Origin of the sequence: Wolbachia endosymbiont (group B) of Dolichovespula media (assembly GCF_947179505.1) — a bacterium.
In the GTDB taxonomy this organism is placed as follows: domain Bacteria; phylum Pseudomonadota; class Alphaproteobacteria; order Rickettsiales; family Anaplasmataceae; genus Wolbachia.
In genome coordinates, this window is sequence record NZ_CAMXBR010000001.1 from 80,383 (window position 1) to 98,181 (window position 17,799).

At 33.1% G+C, this 17,799-nt stretch carries 19 protein-coding genes and 1 pseudogene; 8 read left to right on the plus strand and 12 right to left on the minus strand.

Annotated features, from left to right (window positions below; genetic code table 11):
• Positions 1-61: 61 nt before the first annotated feature.
• Positions 62-937: a zinc ABC transporter substrate-binding protein gene (locus tag OM967_RS00400; RefSeq protein WP_211908298.1), complete on the minus strand. Its 876-nt coding sequence runs from the start codon at positions 935-937 to the stop codon at positions 62-64.
• On the opposite strand from OM967_RS00400, the gene OM967_RS00405 reads away from it, so the two are divergent.
• Together OM967_RS00405 and ubiB are read left to right on the plus strand one after the other, a co-directional pair.
• Positions 929-1,660: a metal ABC transporter ATP-binding protein gene (locus tag OM967_RS00405; RefSeq protein ID WP_264337331.1), complete on the plus strand. Its 732-nt coding sequence runs from the start codon at positions 929-931 to the stop codon at positions 1,658-1,660. The genes OM967_RS00400 and OM967_RS00405 overlap by 9 nt on opposite strands.
• Positions 1,657-3,078, plus strand: a complete 1,422-nt coding sequence (ubiB, locus tag OM967_RS00410) for a 2-polyprenylphenol 6-hydroxylase (RefSeq protein WP_019236358.1) — start codon at positions 1,657-1,659, stop codon at positions 3,076-3,078. Before OM967_RS00405 ends, ubiB begins: the two co-directional genes overlap by 4 nt.
• A 142-nt stretch (positions 3,079-3,220) precedes the next feature.
• Here the strand turns inward: ubiB and OM967_RS00415 are convergent, their stop codons facing one another.
• The 10 genes and pseudogenes from OM967_RS00415 to gap all read right to left on the minus strand — a co-directional run bounded on the left by OM967_RS00415 (position 3,221) and on the right by gap (position 11,155).
• The gene (locus tag OM967_RS00415; RefSeq protein WP_264337332.1) at positions 3,221-4,723 is read right to left on the minus strand and encodes an ankyrin repeat domain-containing protein; all 1,503 of its coding nucleotides are present in this window, start codon (positions 4,721-4,723) and stop codon (positions 3,221-3,223) included.
• Positions 4,724-4,813: 90 nt separating this feature from the next.
• A complete protein-coding gene (gene trxB, locus OM967_RS00420; protein ID WP_211908290.1) occupies positions 4,814-5,761 on the minus strand; it encodes a thioredoxin-disulfide reductase in 948 nt (315 codons plus the stop codon).
• The gene (locus tag OM967_RS00425) at positions 5,748-6,347 is read right to left on the minus strand and encodes a peroxiredoxin (RefSeq protein ID WP_010401485.1); all 600 of its coding nucleotides are present in this window, start codon (positions 6,345-6,347) and stop codon (positions 5,748-5,750) included. Before OM967_RS00425 ends, trxB begins: the two co-directional genes overlap by 14 nt.
• 157 nt (positions 6,348-6,504) lie before the next feature.
• Positions 6,505-6,885 carry a hypothetical protein gene (locus tag OM967_RS00430; RefSeq protein WP_246433210.1) on the minus strand — a complete coding sequence of 127 codons (381 nt, stop codon included), beginning with the start codon at positions 6,883-6,885 and terminating at the stop codon, positions 6,505-6,507.
• An 81-nt stretch (positions 6,886-6,966) separates the two neighbouring features.
• Complete coding sequence (locus OM967_RS00435; protein WP_264337333.1) at positions 6,967-7,512, minus strand: hypothetical protein; 546 nt, start codon at positions 7,510-7,512, stop codon at positions 6,967-6,969.
• Positions 7,513-7,835: 323 nt separating this feature from the next.
• Positions 7,836-8,165, minus strand: a complete 330-nt coding sequence (locus OM967_RS00440) for a hypothetical protein (RefSeq protein WP_250126924.1) — start codon at positions 8,163-8,165, stop codon at positions 7,836-7,838.
• 93 nt (positions 8,166-8,258) lie between these two features.
• Positions 8,259-8,411, minus strand: a pseudogene (locus tag OM967_RS08080) (IS630-like element ISWpi11 family transposase); the annotation flags it as partial.
• A gap of 63 nt (positions 8,412-8,474) precedes the next feature.
• Positions 8,475-9,287 (minus strand): nucleotide-binding protein, encoded by an 813-nt coding sequence (locus tag OM967_RS00450; protein WP_250120371.1) that lies wholly within the window; start codon positions 9,285-9,287, stop codon positions 8,475-8,477.
• A 134-nt stretch (positions 9,288-9,421) separates the two neighbouring features.
• A complete protein-coding gene (tatC, locus tag OM967_RS00455; protein ID WP_211908050.1) occupies positions 9,422-10,180 on the minus strand; it encodes a twin-arginine translocase subunit TatC in 759 nt (252 codons plus the stop codon).
• Positions 10,181-10,183: 3 nt separating this feature from the next.
• Positions 10,184-11,155: a type I glyceraldehyde-3-phosphate dehydrogenase gene (gap, locus tag OM967_RS00460; RefSeq protein WP_211908049.1), complete on the minus strand. Its 972-nt coding sequence runs from the start codon at positions 11,153-11,155 to the stop codon at positions 10,184-10,186.
• Positions 11,156-11,314: 159 nt separating this feature from the next.
• Between gap and OM967_RS00465 the strand changes: the two genes are divergently transcribed.
• The 6 genes from OM967_RS00465 to OM967_RS00490 all read left to right on the plus strand — a co-directional run bounded on the left by OM967_RS00465 (position 11,315) and on the right by OM967_RS00490 (position 16,442).
• Positions 11,315-11,572, plus strand: a complete 258-nt coding sequence (locus OM967_RS00465; RefSeq protein WP_264337334.1) for a hypothetical protein — start codon at positions 11,315-11,317, stop codon at positions 11,570-11,572.
• A 343-nt stretch (positions 11,573-11,915) separates the two neighbouring features.
• Positions 11,916-12,764 carry a hypothetical protein gene (locus tag OM967_RS00470; RefSeq protein ID WP_264337335.1) on the plus strand — a complete coding sequence of 283 codons (849 nt, stop codon included), beginning with the start codon at positions 11,916-11,918 and terminating at the stop codon, positions 12,762-12,764.
• Positions 12,765-13,027: 263 nt separating this feature from the next.
• Positions 13,028-13,156: a hypothetical protein gene (locus OM967_RS00475; RefSeq protein WP_256438227.1), complete on the plus strand. Its 129-nt coding sequence runs from the start codon at positions 13,028-13,030 to the stop codon at positions 13,154-13,156.
• Entirely contained in the window at positions 13,143-13,349 is a 207-nt protein-coding gene (locus OM967_RS00480; RefSeq protein WP_211908044.1) for a hypothetical protein, read from the plus strand. Before OM967_RS00475 ends, OM967_RS00480 begins: the two co-directional genes overlap by 14 nt.
• Positions 13,350-13,524: 175 nt before the next feature.
• Complete coding sequence (locus OM967_RS00485; RefSeq protein ID WP_264337336.1) at positions 13,525-14,058, plus strand: HK97 family phage prohead protease; 534 nt, start codon at positions 13,525-13,527, stop codon at positions 14,056-14,058.
• A 101-nt stretch (positions 14,059-14,159) separates the two neighbouring features.
• A complete protein-coding gene (locus OM967_RS00490; protein WP_264337337.1) occupies positions 14,160-16,442 on the plus strand; it encodes a coiled-coil domain-containing protein in 2,283 nt (760 codons plus the stop codon).
• On the opposite strand, the gene OM967_RS00495 is transcribed toward OM967_RS00490, so the two are convergent.
• Positions 16,435-17,661 carry a CCA tRNA nucleotidyltransferase gene (locus OM967_RS00495; protein WP_250120383.1) on the minus strand — a complete coding sequence of 409 codons (1,227 nt, stop codon included), beginning with the start codon at positions 17,659-17,661 and terminating at the stop codon, positions 16,435-16,437. The two genes, OM967_RS00490 and OM967_RS00495, sit on opposite strands and share 8 nt — an antisense overlap.
• Positions 17,662-17,799 lie beyond the last annotated feature (138 nt).

The window sequence follows — 17,799 nt, forward strand, 5'->3', positions numbered from 1 at the left end:
GTTGTGATTGGAATAGAAAGCACTAAGTTTGCAATGCTATCTGAATAGATAAAAGAACTCATTACTCAGTGAAACAAGACTTGAAATTTTGTGCAATGCTGCTGATTATATCTAGATATGCATCCTTTCCAGGCTCTACATCTGATCCAATAGGATCAAGAATCACCATTTTTACGTCACTAGAAAAGACATTAGGCTTTATGCTATCCTCTCGTGAATGAGAAACAATACATTTAACGTTTTCCTCTTTCATTACCTTTTTTAATTTCATTAAACTCTTCATACCTATGTAAGAATCCTCTTCTATAGAAAGAACGGCGCTTGGGTAACTTAAATCAAAATATTTTTCGAAATATTGATAAGCATCGTGAGTAACTATGTATTTTTGATTTTTTAACTCATCCAATTCTTTCGTAATTTTTTCTACTTCTTGGTCTATCTTTCTTATAGCCTCCTCTGCGTTAGTATTGTATCGATAGGCATTTTCTTTATCTATATTAGATAATGTTGCACTGATAGAAAGTATCATACTTTTTGCATTTTCAGGACTCAGCCAAATATGCAAATCTTTTTCATCTTGAATGTGACTAGAAAATGAATGTGGTCGAGCAGGAAGTAGATCGATTGCACTTGATAGCGGTATTAACTTCTTATTTTCTTTAGCGAAAGTTTTAATGAATGTTTCCAAAGAATCATCGATATAAAATATAATATTACTAGATTCTAATTTACTTGCGTCTGAAGGCCTGAGCATGTAGTTATGTTCAGACACTACTTCGTACATTAGTAGTTCTGGCTTTGAAATTCCATCTGTAACAGAAGCTACAAGTGAGTGTATAGGTTTGATTGTAGCTACAATTTTTAAATTGGATGAAAAGGCACTATTGTAGTATAATGTAAATAAAAGTAATAGAAAAAAAAACAGTAAATGTCTCATATAAATGTTGAGAAGAAGTCAATTTTTGCCAAAAAATTAAGTGGTGTCAATAACTGCATTCTAAAAATAGAAAACCTTACTCTTTCATACGGTAATAAAAAAGTTCTTGATAATATCAACATATCAGTACAAAGAGGAGATGTAGTTACAATACTTGGTCCAAATGGCGGAGGTAAAACCTCTTTAGTGAAAGCAGTTGCTGGTATAAATAAAGGTTTTATTGGAAGTATTGTATTCGCTGACAATATAAAAATTAGCTATATGCCACAAAATTTTAGTATTGGTAATTTGATGCCAATAACAGTTGAGTCTTTCCTTTTCAATAGCTCCTCGAAGAAATTGAAGAAAAATCAACCCATTGTTACAGAAGCAATAGAATTGGTTGGTATCGGTAACATCCTAAAAAATCAAGTATTAGAAATCTCTGCAGGACAAACACAATTACTGCTGCTTGCACGCTGTTTAATTTCAGAATCTGATTTGATCATTTTAGATGAGCCAGTCAGTGCAATGGATATTAACGCACGAGCTAAATTTTATGATATTATAAATAAAATCGCAAAAGAACGATCAGTATCGATTCTCATGACTTCTCATGACCTTAACTCTGCTCTACCATCCTCAGATTACATAATTTGCATAAATAATACTATCTATTATCAAGGTAAACCTGATGAAATTATGGAGATAAATGAAATATTTGGCAGTTACGCAGCGAAATGATTCAAAATATTCTACGTCTTCTGCAAATAACTACAGTGCTAACACGCTACAATGTGTTACCTTATTTACTTCCACCATCAAAAAAATCAATAAATAAAATACAAGGTCATAAACTAAAGCGTGCTCTTGAAAGATTAGGTCCGGTGTTCATTAAATTTGGGCAATCCATTTCATCACGCACTGATATTTTAAATGAGGACATAACAAATAACTTGCTATTGATATGTGATAGATTGCCATCATTTTCGTATAAAATAGCAGTTAAAACTATAGAAAGTGAGTTTAATTGTAAATTAAGCGACATTTTTTCAAGTTTTTCTGAAAAGCCAATTGCAGCAGCATCAATTTCTCAGGTGCATAGAGCAGTTACAATTGAGGGTAAGGAAGTTGCTGTAAAGGTTTTGAGGCCAAATATTGAGAAAACATTCTCAAGGGATATAAAAATGCTTTCTTGGCTTGCAGAAATTGCAGAAAAATTTAGCGAACAATCAAAAAGGCTGAAGCCAGTTGAATTAGTCAAAACTTTTGCTGAAATTTGCCGATTAGAGTTAGATCTACGTTTTGAGGCTGCCCACTCTTCGGAACTGAAGGAAAATACTAAACATGACAGAGGTTTCTACGTACCTGAAATAGATTGGAGTAGAACTTCAAAAAAGGTTTTAACATTAGAATGGATGGAAGCTATACCAATATACGAAGTTGAAAAGCTGAATAACCGAAAGCAAATAGCTATCAATCTTATAGAATCTTTTTGTAATCAGGTATATAGGGATTGTTTTTTTCATGCTGATATGCATCCTGGAAATTTAATGATCGATAGTAATAACAATATTATTGCCCTGGATTGTGGAATCATGGGTAGAATAGATCGTGAGACATGCTATTACGTTATAGAGATACTCAAAGGCTTTTTAAATAGGGATTATGATCACGTTGCAAAAATGCACTTTAGAGCCGGTTATGTTCCATCACAGCATAGAAATTTTGTTACAGCTTGCAGAGCAATAGGTGAGCCCATTGTTGGACAGCCTATACAGAAGATTTCATTTGCTCGATTACTTACTCAGCTATTAAAAATAACTGGTGATTTTGATATGAAAGTTCAAACACAATTGTTATTGCTGCAGAAAACTATGATTTTATTAGAAGGAACATGTAGGAAAGTCTATCCAGAAATCAATATGTGGAAAGTAGTTGAAACATGGATAAACAGTCAACATGAAAGTAAAATAGGGTATAGGGAAAAAATTAAAAGCTCTTATCCCATCAAAACAATCCAAGGAATATTTAGCCTTATAGAAAAATTAAACCTAATAGCTGACAAAAAATTACAGGTGAAAAATAAATCAAATGGAAAAGCCTACTTTTTACTTTGGTCTGTAATTATAATTCTCATCGTTAAACTTTTAATTTCTTGAACTAAAAGATAATAAAAGCAAGTTTACAACAACTATTTAAGTCTTGAAACCACTCAGGTTCACATTCACTCGAATTATCAAGGTATTTTCAGGATGTATAAAACTTTCAGTAGAGTTTAGAGAAGAAGTAAAAACCTTAACTCTATCTTAAACTGATAACATTACCAAATTCAGTGCTTGTCACATCACTCAGTACTGTACTTGCTTTATATGAACAGTAGCACCCAATTGCAATGAAAACAGATGCAGCTACAGCAAGTGAAATACATATTTCTAAATTCGATATTGTTAAACATGTACCAACAGCAAACGCTCCAGATAACACAAAAGAAGCAGAGGCATAGTTACTTTGCCTTCTATTATAAATGTTTGCTTCTGAAAGTTTTCTGTTTTTGTTCTTTAAGTCTTGATTTTGAGCTTGAAGTTCTAATCTCTCTTGCCTAAAATCCCTTTCTAACTGTGAAATTTTGTTAGTGTCTCTTGTTCTTTCACTTACGGCCTTATTCAGCTCTTGCTCTTTTTTTCTAAGTTGAGTTTTTGTTTTTTCAAACTCATCTCTAAGGTTTTCAAGTTGACTTTTTTCTCTAGTAAGTCGAGCCTTTGTTCTTTCAAGTTCATTTCTAAGGTTTTCGAGCTGCTGCAACTCTCGAGCAATAAACTCATCGTTTATTGCTGGTTGAACATTATGTGTATTTGCTACAGGTTGCTCTGCACTTGTAGGGAATTTTTCATTTAGATATTCTCTGACAGGATTAAAACTTTTAAGCACCTCAATAACAATTTGATCATTCATAAAGCAATTATTTTCTACTAATTCTTTTACATCATCCAAATCTTTTCTATTAATAGCATCAGTTAATCGCTCCTTCATAACTTGCTCAATGATTTGCTTCAATCGTGAATTTTGCTCTATAGCTGGTATTGGCTTTATTTGACTAAAATCTAGCTCCTTATGTTTTAAAAGTTTAGTCAATACTTCTTCATTTTCTTGTGTTATTCCTTGTAAACATGATTTGATAATCAGGCTAAGTGGTGTTTCTATTTCTCCATTTGAATTTCTTTTCCAACAATTAGGGTTGAGTTCTTGATTCAATAGTCTTTTTGCTTGGTCAATATTTCTGTTAGAAAGAGCATTTAATAATTCTTTTCCTGTTTTTGCTTTTTGTATTTCTATTATCAAATACTTAGCACAACTTGTTCTAACAAATTGCTCAGGATTTTGAAAACTTTTATTTTGTAGATAAATACTTATTCTCGGATGACTTAGTAAGAGTTGTAACACTTTCTTTTGAAGAAAACACATTGCTAGATGCAAAGCTGTATTGCCATCACGTTTTTCATGAATATTAACATCTATGCTTTGGTGAAGTAGAAGTAACCTAATCATACTCTGATATTCTTTCTCTGCTCCAGAGCCTGAAGATAAATTACTAATTATAGATATCAAAGGTGTCATGCCTTCTTCATTAAACGTATTAACATTCGCACCTTCTTCCAGAGCTCGCTCAAAATCTCCTAGATTTTCATCATAAATAGCTTCAAATAATTTTGTTGTTGATTGTCCTGAAGTTGTTTGATTTTGAGCTCGTAATCCTACATCACTAACAACCCTTCTTCCAAAATCTACATTACTTCTCGAAAGCATACTAAATTCTCCCCAACCTATAATTTATTGACATAATTATAAAAAAACAAAGAAAATTGCAAGTAATTTAGTTAAAAATTTTAGAATTAATTATGATTCCAAAAACTTTTCCGCATCAAGTGCAGCCATGCACCCTGTTCCTGCAGCAACTACTGCCTGGCGATATACCTTATCTTGAACATCACCAGCAGCAAACACCCCTGCCCTACTGGTTAGAGTTGTTCCAGGTTTCGTAATTATATAACCTTGCTGATCCATTTCAACAAAGCCCTTAAAAATACCTGTATTTGGTGCATGCCCAATTGCAATGAACACTCCATCTACTTTCAATTCCTGGGTTTTATTGATGTCTGTTGATTTAATTGTAATGCCAGTAACTTTTTTAGGATTTTCTTCTCCAAGAATCTGCTCTACGGTATGATTCCATATTACCTTTATCTTATCATTTTTAAAGAGCCTGTCTTGCATTACTTTCTCTGCTCTTAACTTATCACGCCTGTGTATCAGTATAACTTTCTTAGCAAATCGAGTTAAAAATATTGCTTCTTCAACAGCAGTATTTCCACCACCAACCACAGCTACAACTTTATTTCTAAAAAATGCACCATCACAAGTTGCGCATGCCGAAACTCCGTAACCTTGAAATTTCTTTTCACTCTCCAGGCCAAGCCACTTCGCTTGCGCACCAGCTGCGATTATAATTGCATTCGAATAGTAGTCACTAGCATTACCACAAGATCTAAATCTATACTTATTAGAATCCTCAAGTTGTTCAACGCTTTTTATTTCGTCATCTATTATCCTTGCCCCCACCTTCTCTGCATGCAACCTCTTTTGTTCCATGAGTTCTGGACCTTGTATAGAAATAAAACCTGGATAGTTTTCAACATCCGTAGTAATTGTAAGCTGACCACCAGGTTGCATTCCTGTTACTACAATTGGCTCTAAATTTGCACGTGCTGCATATATAGCAGCAGCATAACCCGCTGCTCCAGATCCAATAATAAGAACTTTTGTACTCAATTTATAATTCTGCACTGTGTGAGTTTAGATAATCAGCCACTCCTTCATCGCTTGCCTGCATTGCTGGCTTACCTTTTTTCCACCCTGCTGGACATACTTCACCATGCTCTTCATTATGTTTTATTGCATCAATAATTCTAATAAACTCATCGATATTACGCCCTAAAGGAAAATCATTTATCGATTGATGACGTACAACAAACTTATCATCAATAACAAAAGTTGCTCTTAGTGCAATTGAGTCATCATATAAGACCCCATAGTCTCTTGATATAGACTTTTTGATATCAGACACTAAATTGTAGCTAACCTCTCCAATACCACCATCATTAACTGGAGTGTTTCGCCATTTATAGTGTGAAAATTTTGAATCTATACTTATTCCTATCACTTCAACATTACGTTTTGAAAAATCTTCTATTTTGTTGCTAAATGATATCAACTCAGTTGGACAGACAAAAGTAAAATCAAGTGGATAGAAAAAAAGGACAGCATACTTATCCTTTATATGTTTACTTAAACAGAAATCATCAACTATTTTTCCACTAGCAAGAACAGCCGAAGCAGTAAAATCGATAGCGGATTTTGTTACAAGATTCATAACTAACCTATTCATTCTTAATATTTATAATTTTATACCTTGATACATTTACATGCAAGTTTTCTTTAGCCCCAATCCTATAAAAACTTCCTCTTATGGCTGTAAAAATGTTATGATAAGAGCTAATTTTTATGAGTAGGGAAATACCCAAATATTACTATCTTTCACCTTTTCTCCCTTCAAATTTTTTAACCATTTCTTTTACACTTACATTCGTGGAAGGTAAATTTTTGCTGGCAAGATGGTTGATCGAAGATTTTTTATTCCCTACTGGAAATGAACGAGATTGTTTTCTCTTCACACTGATATCCGTTTGTGTTACTGAAGCAGTTTTGTTTTCAGCAGGCAACACGTTCTTTACTTGATTTCGCTCAAATCTTTCTTTTAATGCCTTTACTTTACTACTCTCGCGAGTCACTTCTTTTTTCATAGCAACTACTAGTACTTTTGGTCCATCAGCTTTTTTTGCTGATTCTTTACCATCTTGATTTTCAGATTTTAGTGGTAGTGTAGGGCTACTCTCAGCTGATTTTTCCACTACTATTTTTTGCTCTGTGCTTACTTTTTCGCCTAAATCTTTAGGCTTTGGTGGTACTGCAGGTTTATCTTTTTTCGGTTCTTATCTAATTTTTTGATTGATAGTAAACATTTTCTCTGGTACTTGTGGTACTCTTGGTGGTTTTGGTGGTGCAAGAGATTGAAGTTGTTGTTTCTTCCTATGTTCTCTTTTTGCTTCTATATGTTCTTTAGAGATTATTGCATAAATCGGCTCTTCTTTAATTGATTGTAGATTACGCAAATCTTTTGTTAAAGATTTACTTTTTTCCTCTTGATAATTTGATATTTCTTCATACTCAGGATCTTCGTTTAATGAACCTCCATAACCTGAATCTTCTCGCTCATATAAGAGATTTTTCTTTTGCTGTCTATTTTCTAAATTTATTCCATATGACCTATATTTATCTTGACTTCTTTCTATTCGCTCTAAATCTGAAATTTTTTGAATAACATCTGTATATTCGATTGCTGTTCTAGCAGTTGAAGGAGGCAATTTATCTTTTATAAAATTACTTATATTCCTAATCGAAACATCTCTTCCTAATATTCTATTGAATATCCTAAGAATTAATGGCTTTTTATTTGCCTTCTTTATACAATTATTCAAGTCATCACGTATAACAAGCTTAGCTACATCTTCTGCCTTATCTGTAAAACCCTCTAAAGCATGAGATAAATCTGTTACTGTTTTATCATATTGTTTCTCTGAATTTCCTAGCTTTATAGCTTTGATCAGAGAATCAAGATTTTTTTATAATCCTCACTTTTAAATGGATCATGCATACTAATTGTAATATTTTATTGAAATATAGATCTAAAATATTAAGATCTAGTGAGTATTACTTTTTTAGTTCATATATAGCTATAGTTACACGGCGATAATGCGTAGCAGAATAACGATTTTGTCATTCTAGTGTCTGCTGTTATCCCTTATCTAGGTGTGTAAAAGTGAAATCTAGTTTCGCTATATAACACAGTCTCATACAAGTAGCTTCTCGATTGAGAGTTGTCTTCTGCATTGAGCTCAACATTATTTACTACTTTTTCAGTAATAATTTCGGCAAACTCAGGAGAAAGTTCTTTTGCAGAAAATGCAGCATGTACATCATTTTTAACAAAGAAACACGTAGCAAGTGCAAATACTGCTGTTGGTACACAGCACCAAGGAGAAGCTATACTAAAAAAAGTTGTAGAAGCTACTAAAGTAAATATTGCTTGAAGCATAATATACTGTTTATCAATGCCAACATATTCAGCCATCAATTTTCTAATTTTGTTATTGCTGCCGTATGGCAAAAAAATATCTTAATAAAAGCTGTTACACTATTACTAGCAAGATATCAATCACGCTCTATTGGATCTATATTTTGATTTAAAATCGCCTATTTTCTTGCACCTTTTTGCCATTCATAGAATGTTAACTTTAAACCTCTTGGCTACAAATGCTCTACTTTCCCCTACATCCAATGCTTTTTTCCTTAAATCATAACTATATGCTGCTGGCATTCACATCTCCTCGCTACTTTACCTATTCCATCATGTTCCGACTATTAGGATTTGATTGGTTTCTTATTTCTCTAAAGTTTTAATGTATTCCGTTAAAACCCTGAATCCAATGTTAGAAACTGTATCTTTTGTTATAAAGGCTATTTCCCTCAATTTTTGATGTAAACTAGGTGGCAACCTTAACACTGACTGTGCTGGCTCTGATTTTCTAACAGTAGATAAGGCTTCCTCATAAACAGATTCAATTTCCCTAATTGCTTTTAAATCTAATGGTTTATATTCAACAATTGCCATACCTTCGCCAGAGGCGTCTTGAACTGCAGCTCGCCAACTTAAAAAACTATCGAACCTTGTTAAGTTGTCAAATTCACTTAAAAAATCATCACATTCTTCAATGTGTTTTTTAGCTGCACCTGGATTGGTGTGTACTCCATTAAATAGCACTCTTGCTTTAAAGGTTTTATTACAACTTTGAGTACCGTTAACTAAGTTGCTCAGAGTGTCAAACGTCCACATATCAATCCCAGATGGATTAATGGGAAATATAGCTAGATTAGCTAATGATAAGGCAGCCCTTAAAGTTTCATCTGCTCTTCTTGCGTCAACAATAATATCTTGATATTTGGACTGTAAAGCTTGTAGCTCATTTCTGATTACTACACCAATGTTAATTTGGCCTAACACCTTGTGAATACTGTTAATTTTCGGTAAACTTTTGTCCTTGTCTCGCAGGGATGCCCACAAGGTAGCTAGCATTAATGGGTCAAGATCATAGAGAAGGACATTTCTACCTTCCCTAGCACGCATCACCGCTATATTTGTGGCTATGGTCGTTTTACCAGTACCACCTTTTTGACCACCAACAACTATTATCATAACACACCTCGTAATATTTTAATTCACTTGGCGTCTACTAAAAAATCAATAAGGGCAGTTTACATAATCCCACTTCAATGTTCAAGAAAAAGTGCTCCGGTGCTCATTCTTTGTTTATAAATAATATTCTTGATTCAATCCTTTGCTTTCTTCTCAATATATCTACATATCAGGATAGAGAGCTCATATAATACCAACATTGGAATTGCAAGCCCTACTTGGCTTAGTACATCAGGTGGAGTTAAGATTGCAGCAATAATGAAAATTACCACTATCGCAATTCTCCGTTTATTTGACAAACTTTGTGCAGTGATTAGCCCTACTCTTACCATTAAGGTGAGTATAACTGGAATTTGAAATGCAGTGCCAAATGCAAACATAAATTGAAGAACAAGGTCTAAATATTCACTAACTGATGGCATAAACTCTATTGGTATACCGAAAGATTTACCGCTATGTTCAAAAGCAATAAAAAATTTCCAGGCTAAGGGAAATATGTAGTAGTAAACTACAGCGGCTCCCGTTACAAACAAAACCGGTGTTGCAATTAAGTATGGCAATAACACTGCCCTTTCTCTTTTATATAAGCCAGGTGCTAGAAATATGTAGAATTGCCATGCAAACACAGGAAAAGAAAACAACAGTGCACTCATTATTGCAACCCTGAGATATACAAAAAACGCTTCTGTTAAGTCTGTATAGATTAGAGAAAAATCATTGCTATCTTTTGTAACTTCTATTAAAGGTGCAAGTAAAAAGCGGTATATATTTTCTTTAAAGTAGTAACAAAACCCGAAGGTAACACAAAAAAATAGAAAGCAAAAAATAACCCTTTTTCTAAGTTCCGCAAAGTGCTCATAAAATGAAGCATATTTTTGTGAGTTTTCGTTCATACTTTACAATAACGCTATGTCTAACATTCTCAGTGAAAAAGCCCATTCATTATCGTACCACGCTGCAACTCTACAGATATCACCTGTGACATATGTACCAGCTAAATCCACAATTGCACTATAAGGGTTATGGACAAAGTCTATTGAAACTAAAGGCTCGTTACATACGGAAAGCACATGATTTGCTGAATTCTTAAATATTTCGTTTATTTCCTTAGTTGTTGCTCTCTTATCAGCTAAAAATTTAAAATCAACCATAGAAACGTTGCTAACCGGAACTCTAATAGCAGTACCATCTAGCTTACCCTTTAACTGAGGAATGACAGAACCAATTGTTTTTGCTGCTCCAGTTGTAGTTGGCACCATAGAAAGGCCACAAGCTCTTGCCCTACGTAAGTCTCTATGGTTGCCATCAAGAATATTTTGATCATTCGTATAGGCATGTATAGTGGTCATAAAACCGCTTTTTATGCCTAAATTGGAGTGTAAAACGTGTACAATCGGAGCCAGACAGTTTGTAGTACAAGAACCTGCTGAGATCACTTTATGCTCCTTTTTTAGCATATCGTTATTTACGCCGTAAACTACAGTTACATCAGCATCTGAAACTGGAGCAGAGACAATTACTCTCTCTGCATTATGCTTTGCTGCTTCCGCACGCTTGTTGAATGCACCAGTGCATTCAAGCACTACATCAACATTCCAAGGAATATTTTCAGGGCTACGTTCTCTATATAAAGAAAATTTCCTGCCATTTATAGATAGCCAATTTTCAGACTCGTTAAAATCAATATCGCCGTTAAATTTGCCATGAACAGAGTCATATTTAATCAAATGTGCATGCTGCTCAGCACTGAGCGACCCATTTACCGCCACAACTTCTATTTGCTCGCTATAGTTTTCTACTTCAAAAATAGCACGCAATACACTTCTGCCTATTCTACCAAGACCATTAATTCCTACACGAATTGTCATTTTTCCATCTTAAAAGTTTAATTATAGAGGATATTGCCTGATATTTCATTCTATTCTTTTGGTTGTTAATCCTAATGTTATAATATATTGATGCTTATCTTGACTAAAGAAACTGTATCACTTAATTAATAATATCTAAATTTTAACTTGAAGTAGGTTATGCATGGATTACCAATGACAAATTCAGATAATCAGTATCAGCAAAGAAAAATAGAAGCATTGCAAAAAGAAAATAAAGGACTGTCAGAAAAAGTGAAAACACTACAGAAAATGTCAGTGCTGCACAATGAAATGCTAGTAATGCTACAGTGGAAATCAATAACAGAGAAACTGCGCACAGAAATATTAAAAAAACTGCTAGAAACACCTCAAGAAGCAGCAGCATTTCAATTAGAAGAAAAAGATGAAGATCAGTAAGTAATAGAAGACATACTGGATATGCAAGAAGAATTTGAATCTTTACAAAATTTGGAAAGTACTACTATTGAACAAACAAATATTCAAGGACAGAGCATATAGCTCTTTCCTACTCTTCAGAGTTAGCTAAATAGCTGACTCTGAAAAGTAGATAACATTCTTTTACCTTTTTTATTTAGTAAATTCCTTAATATTTCTAATTATAAAGAACCCGTCAGTTATTTTTGTATTTTACGGCTAAGGATATTACTCTTTGGTATCTTATACTTTAATATCTTAATAATTAACTTGATTAAGTAACTATAGTACCATATTATTTAACTCAATATTAATGATAATTATTATGGATTTAAAAAACTTACAACAAGAGTTGCTTGGAATAATTTTTCTCATACTTGCACCAATTAATGCAGAAGAAGAAAAAGATATGAAAGAGCGAGCATTAAAGATTATCGATGAATTAAAAGATCATATTAATGATGATATAGAAATGAGTGATCTGAGAATGACAATTTTAGACTACATTATCCTTTGTGATAGTCAAGATAACGTAAGGTTAAATAACAGATCATTGTTAGACTTAGAAGATGCCGTCAAAAGTATTGGAGGGAAAACTTCACAAGAGTTAGGGCGAGTAAATCAGATTCCACAGCAACCAAATAGTATTGGGTTAGCGTTAGCAGAAGCTACAATACAATATGAGGCGCATGTGAGAGAAATGGAAGAGAGAAATCTAAGGATTATCACCTCAATTGGAGTATTAGGTATAACAGCCTTAGGAGTTAATCTTGGAAAATCAAAAGTGAGTGAAATTATTGGTACAACACTTGGAGGACTATTATCCATTCCAATAATGGTCATATTACCAGTATCAATAGCAGTAGCGTTAAAAAACAGGAATTCAGGGCTTAGAGAAGTAGTACAATATTCTCTTGATGCAACAAGTAAACCGTCAAGGATTCGGTTAGTAGCAGCCTTAGGAGCAGGCGCGATAATGTTAACTAACAATATAACTAGCAGCAGCACTGAAACAAATATGGAATTATTAGGCCCTGGTTTTATAGCTGCAATTGGAGCTGGAATTGGTGCTACATTGTCAACGGCTTTAGCGAGAAGGATGTTTGCTCCTATCTCTACAAATTTGGAAAATGCTACCACTGAACAACAAAATATTCAAGGACAGAGCATATAAACTTGTAATAGTTTTAAACTATTACATATAACTTTCTCTACTTCCTTCTTTATCGTTACCCCGGGTGTTGTAAAACTGGGGTAACACCTTCCGCTACGCAAATCACCTACAAAACACAATCTTTTTATTCCCCTAAACAATTAGTTGTGAATTTAAGCATCATATTAATATAGTAAATATTTACTTAATATACTAGTATTTACCTTGACTAAACAATTATAGTGCTGTATGATTTGTACTTAAGCTTTAATAGTGAGGTGTTGATGGACGCACAAGAATTAGAAAACTTACAGAAAAGTTCATCAACAAAATCCCAAGATGCTGGGGAGAAAACATCAGAAGAGTTGGAAAGAAATTTAAACCCGAGTGAAGCCAATAATGATATATTCTAAAATCTATCAAGAATACGAGGGAGAAACATGGACAGAGTCATTAATGAATGGTTTTATAGCCGCTGTTTCTTTGGGATTTGGCTTCCTTCTAGGAAAAATAATTACTCCTACAAACGAAGCTGTTTCTACAAATCTAGAAAACGCTGCTGTTGAACAACCCAATGTGCAACAAACCCTACCCTTATGTATATAAAATGACAAATTTTATAACTAAAAAAGTACTTCCCCATTTTCAAAGCACTGCATACAATAGAATTATATTGTAGTGCCTTATACTCATCCTGAGATATAGGAAAACAATCTATACAACATTTTAAGCTGGCTCAGAGCGCTGGCAAACCCAATACCATAATTTACAAGGAGGACTTATGAATAAGAAATTTCTCTATTCACCATTGTCAATAAAAAGCATAGAAGAAAACGGAGTATTTTCTGGCTATGCGAGCGTTTTTAATATAGTTGATAAGCAAAATGATCTGATATTACCAGGAGCATTGAAGAACAACTTAAATAAAAGTCAGATAAAACTTCTTTGGCAGCACAACCCAAGTGAGCCTATAGGTAATATTACAGATATTTGCGAAAATGATATTGGCCTATATATAACTGCACATTTGCTTTTTGGTATTCAAAAAGCAGAGGAAGCATATTTAATGCTAAAAACTGGAACTATTAACGGGCTTTCGATTGGCTATATACCAATAGAGTATGATGTTGATCATGAAAGCGGAGCTCGAGTGTTAAAACAAGTGGAGCTATGGGAAGTTAGTTTAGTCACTTTTCCTGCAAATTTGTCAGCTCAGGTAATCAATGTGAAGAATCATTACAATGAACAAGAAATGTTAGCAAGAGCAATAGAAAAAGCAAATTCTGTGCTTACGCACATGTGTATTTCTACTTAAAATCTATAAAAATTTTCATACAATTTAACATTTATATTATTATTTATTTAATAATTATATTAATATATATAACTTCAATACTTTGAAAATTAGGTAATTTTATGCTGAATGCTAACAATAAGGTTAATTACGAACCTAGTATTAAACAAAAGGAAAAAAAATACAGCTTATCCACTGTGCTTGCTTGGCTATATCTAAAAACAATTGGACGAATGTTGCCAGAAAAGTGGAATCAATGGGCAAAGAGTATCCTACATTACAATATTGCAGATAATGTGGTTCAGACTGATGATCTTTTAAATTCTAACAGAGAAAAGGAATTGAAGGATGAAAATGAGAGATTAAAAGAAAAGTTGAAAGAAGGTAGTAAGAAGGAGGAAAATCAGTCAAATTTAAATCAGGAATTAACTAAAAAAGAGAAAGAAATTACTAAACTTAAAGAACAAGTAAAATCATTAGGAGAGGAAAAAGAAATATTTGCTAAATTTTTTGCAGCACAAGCACAGCAGATTGAAGACTTAGAATTAGAAAATGAAGAGTTAAAGTCTAAACTTGCAGGACTTAAAAAGAACTATAGTGAATTGGTAGAAATTGCACAAAAAAGAGGAGAAGAATTTTTAGCACAGTTCAAGGAAAAGTCTGAGGAGATATTACATTTGAATAAAGAATTAATTAACCTCAGCACAAAATTTGCGAATGAAAAAGAAAGGCTTTTATTAGACGTAGAAGAAAAAGACTCAAAAATTAATAACTTAATGCAGTTAAATGAAATATTAGATCAATCTAAGAAAGCAATGGAGATTGAAAAGAACGAACAACAGCAAACTATATTTAAAAAAGACCAAAAAATAAAAGAACAAGAGGATTTAATAAAGTCATTTCATGAAAATAAAGATATAAATAAAACTGTGAGGAAAGAGAATGAAAACCTACGAGTGCAAAAAACAGAACTTGAGAATGAAGTTAGTAAGTTAAAAAACGAATCTGATACTCAAATAAAGCAATTAGAAAATCAACTTAAGCAACAACAAGCAGAATTAAAACAAGCTGAGGAAAAAAATGCTGAATTTAGAAAAAAATTGGAAAGTACTCAGCAACAATTAGAGCAAGAAAAGACTAATCTAAATACCATTGAAAAAAAGAAACAAGATTTAGAAAGTGAAATTAATGAATTGAAAGAACAAGCTAGGGGAAAAGATGCTGAAGTAGAGAATCTTAAACAACAATTAGAGAAAGAAAAGACTAATCTAAATACCATTGAAAAAGAGAAAAAAGAATTAGAAAGTGAAATTAACGAATTGAAAGAAAAAGTACAGAAATTAAAAGAAAGTAACGTTGAAATAAAGAAACAAAAGGCAGATTTGGAGGGAAAATTAAAATCTTCACAAGGGGAAAATAAAAAGCTACAAAAACAAGTTGAACATCCAAGTGCAAAAAAAACAGAAAATATTACAACATTTTCTACTAGAAATAATAAAGAAATACCTAATCAAAGTTTGACATCAAAAGATAAACAAACTGAAGTTTCAAGACCTGAAAGTGGACAACAAAAGTTAAAAAATGAGCAAAAAGATGCTGGTAAAAAGTCAGAAGGTATGAATAAAAAAACTAAAGCACAAGTAAAAACTAAAGAGTTAGATGCAATTAGTATAGTATCTACTGCAAAATCAACCACTTCAAAATTTTTGAAGCATTCCAAGAATCTTTTTGTGAATAAGAATAAGAGTCTCAAAGATTTTTTATCTGATCAAAATGCAAAGTTGAAAGAAGGTTTTCCTGAACTTGAAGGAAAACACTTTTGCCATAAAGTGCTTGAGGAAACTATAAAATCTCTATCACATCAAAATGGTTATAAATTTAAAAGTGATCAGTTACTTGAGTTGTTGGAAAGTAATTTGACAAGATCCGCAAGGGATATCATAGAAGCTGAAGTTAAAGGAGTTGTCAAAAAATATTGTAATATTGGAAATATAGATAAGGAGTTACGTGATGGTGTGTTAAAAGACAAGCTGTTACTTTCTATTAAAAAATGCATGAAAAATTTAAGTTGGGATGAGGAAGCTGCTAATGCAATTACAGATTCTGTCTTGAACAACTTTCATAGCAAAGATAATAGCAATCTCCAAGAAATTGTTTCGGAGGAGTTAATAAAAGGTAGAATGAAATGTTTTTCAGATAAGATTCAAGAATTACAACTAGCATCAAGTATAAGAGATAAATTTTTATCCCCAGATCAGGGAATGTGTAATCAGACTCAAGGAGGAGTAAACGAGTATCAATTAACAGAAAAAGCTAAAAAAGAATACAAATTAACACCTAATTCTTCCATGAGTCACACTAATAGCACTCCGGTAAGTGTGAAGCAAGAAGCAACGTCTAGATAAAACTTTTAGCATAAAGTATCAGCTCCTCCTTTGTTAAAGTGTAGGAGCTGTCTTCCCAATGTTGTCGTAGCAATTCCAAGTTTCTACCTAAATTTTTTCCTGGTTGATGACCTATAATTATTAAATCATTCCCAGATAAAGGAAATTTTGGAATGTTAAACATCTTAGCAAATGAAATATACTCATCAACATTTATTCCAGACTCAATACCACAAATCTTCATTAAGTCACAATATAATTCCTTACCAAATAAAGATATGTATTTCTTTTGCTCTTTTTCTGAAAGCTCTGTTTTGATATTGTTTGATAATAAAAATAATATTTTTTTCTTTTGCTTATTTGAAAGACGTAAAAACTTGCTCACTTCTTCCCCAAGACTAACTCTATCTTCAGCAGTCCTAATAAGCAACGCTAATTTTGTTAGTGCATCGATTGTGGGATCTAGGAAAGGCGTATGGACATACGCTGAGGATTTTGTCAGAGGTTTAGTGTTGATAAGAAGTGGTGAAGATAAAATTTCACATTTTACTTCTTTTGGAATGATTTTTTGTAAAACATCAGATTTTTGCATGCTCTTAAATGTCGGAGCAGGATTATCACATTCCAGCAATTTAAATATTTCTTCTCTTATTCTCTCTCCAGAGAGGTTTTGAATCATGTGCGAATGCTTTTTGCACACATCCAATATTTCATCACTTAAATCTCCTATGCATATTTTAGCGTGAAAACGAAACGCTCTTAAAATACGTAGATAGTCTTCCTTAATCCTATCTTCAGCGTTACCTATAAAGTTTAACTTTCGTGCTTTTAAGTCCTGAATGCCACCAAAGTAGTCGTATATATGGCCATGCTTGTCTGCATAAAGAGCATTAAACGTAAAGTCGCGCCTTGAAGCATCAGCTTGCCAATCATTAGTAAACTCTACCTTCGCATGTCTACCGTCACACTTTACATCATGCCTTAGCGTTGTAATCTCAAAGGACCTCTTGTGTAAAATTGCAGTGATAGTTCCATGTTTCAGGCCAGTTGGAATACTCTTTATATTGCAAAGCTTGAGCGCTTTAATTGTTTGATTAGGCAGAAGATTAGTAGCAAGATCAATATCGTGAATTTCACGCTGCAAAATTGAATCTCTAACACACCCACCAACAAGCCTTGCCTCACCACCAAATTTCTCTATTGCCTCAATAATTACACTAGTTTCGTGATCAATTTGCATTTAGGTTACACATACTGAAAATCATGTTACAAAAAATGCGAAACTTTTGCAAAAAGCCTCATATAAAAATATATAGGCAGGAGAGTGGTAAAATAAGAGGGTAAAGTGATAGAGTAAATAGTAAGTCTACAACAAATC

Coding starts and splice junctions, on each gene's coding strand:
- OM967_RS00405 (WP_264337331.1), top strand. CDS start 929: ATGTCTCATATAAATGTTGAGAAGAAGTCAATTTTTGCCAAAAAATTA.
- OM967_RS00400 (WP_211908298.1), bottom strand. CDS start 937: ATGAGACATTTACTGTTTTTTTTTCTATTACTTTTATTTACATTATAC.
- ubiB (WP_019236358.1), top strand. CDS start 1,657: ATGATTCAAAATATTCTACGTCTTCTGCAAATAACTACAGTGCTAACA.
- OM967_RS00415 (WP_264337332.1), bottom strand. CDS start 4,723: ATGCTTTCGAGAAGTAATGTAGATTTTGGAAGAAGGGTTGTTAGTGAT.
- OM967_RS00425 (WP_010401485.1), bottom strand. CDS start 6,347: ATGAATCTTGTAACAAAATCCGCTATCGATTTTACTGCTTCGGCTGTT.
- OM967_RS00440 (WP_250126924.1), bottom strand. CDS start 8,165: ATGGCTGAATATGTTGGCATTGATAAACAGTATATTATGCTTCAAGCA.
- OM967_RS00450 (WP_250120371.1), bottom strand. CDS start 9,287: ATGATAATAGTTGTTGGTGGTCAAAAAGGTGGTACTGGTAAAACGACC.
- tatC (WP_211908050.1), bottom strand. CDS start 10,180: ATGAACGAAAACTCACAAAAATATGCTTCATTTTATGAGCACTTTGCG.
- gap (WP_211908049.1), bottom strand. CDS start 11,155: ATGACAATTCGTGTAGGAATTAATGGTCTTGGTAGAATAGGCAGAAGT.
- OM967_RS00465 (WP_264337334.1), top strand. CDS start 11,315: ATGCATGGATTACCAATGACAAATTCAGATAATCAGTATCAGCAAAGA.
- OM967_RS00470 (WP_264337335.1), top strand. CDS start 11,916: ATGGATTTAAAAAACTTACAACAAGAGTTGCTTGGAATAATTTTTCTC.
- OM967_RS00475 (WP_256438227.1), top strand. CDS start 13,028: ATGGACGCACAAGAATTAGAAAACTTACAGAAAAGTTCATCAACAAAA.
- OM967_RS00480 (WP_211908044.1), top strand. CDS start 13,143: ATGATATATTCTAAAATCTATCAAGAATACGAGGGAGAAACATGGACA.
- OM967_RS00485 (WP_264337336.1), top strand. CDS start 13,525: ATGAATAAGAAATTTCTCTATTCACCATTGTCAATAAAAAGCATAGAA.
- OM967_RS00490 (WP_264337337.1), top strand. CDS start 14,160: ATGCTGAATGCTAACAATAAGGTTAATTACGAACCTAGTATTAAACAA.
- OM967_RS00495 (WP_250120383.1), bottom strand. CDS start 17,661: ATGCAAATTGATCACGAAACTAGTGTAATTATTGAGGCAATAGAGAAA.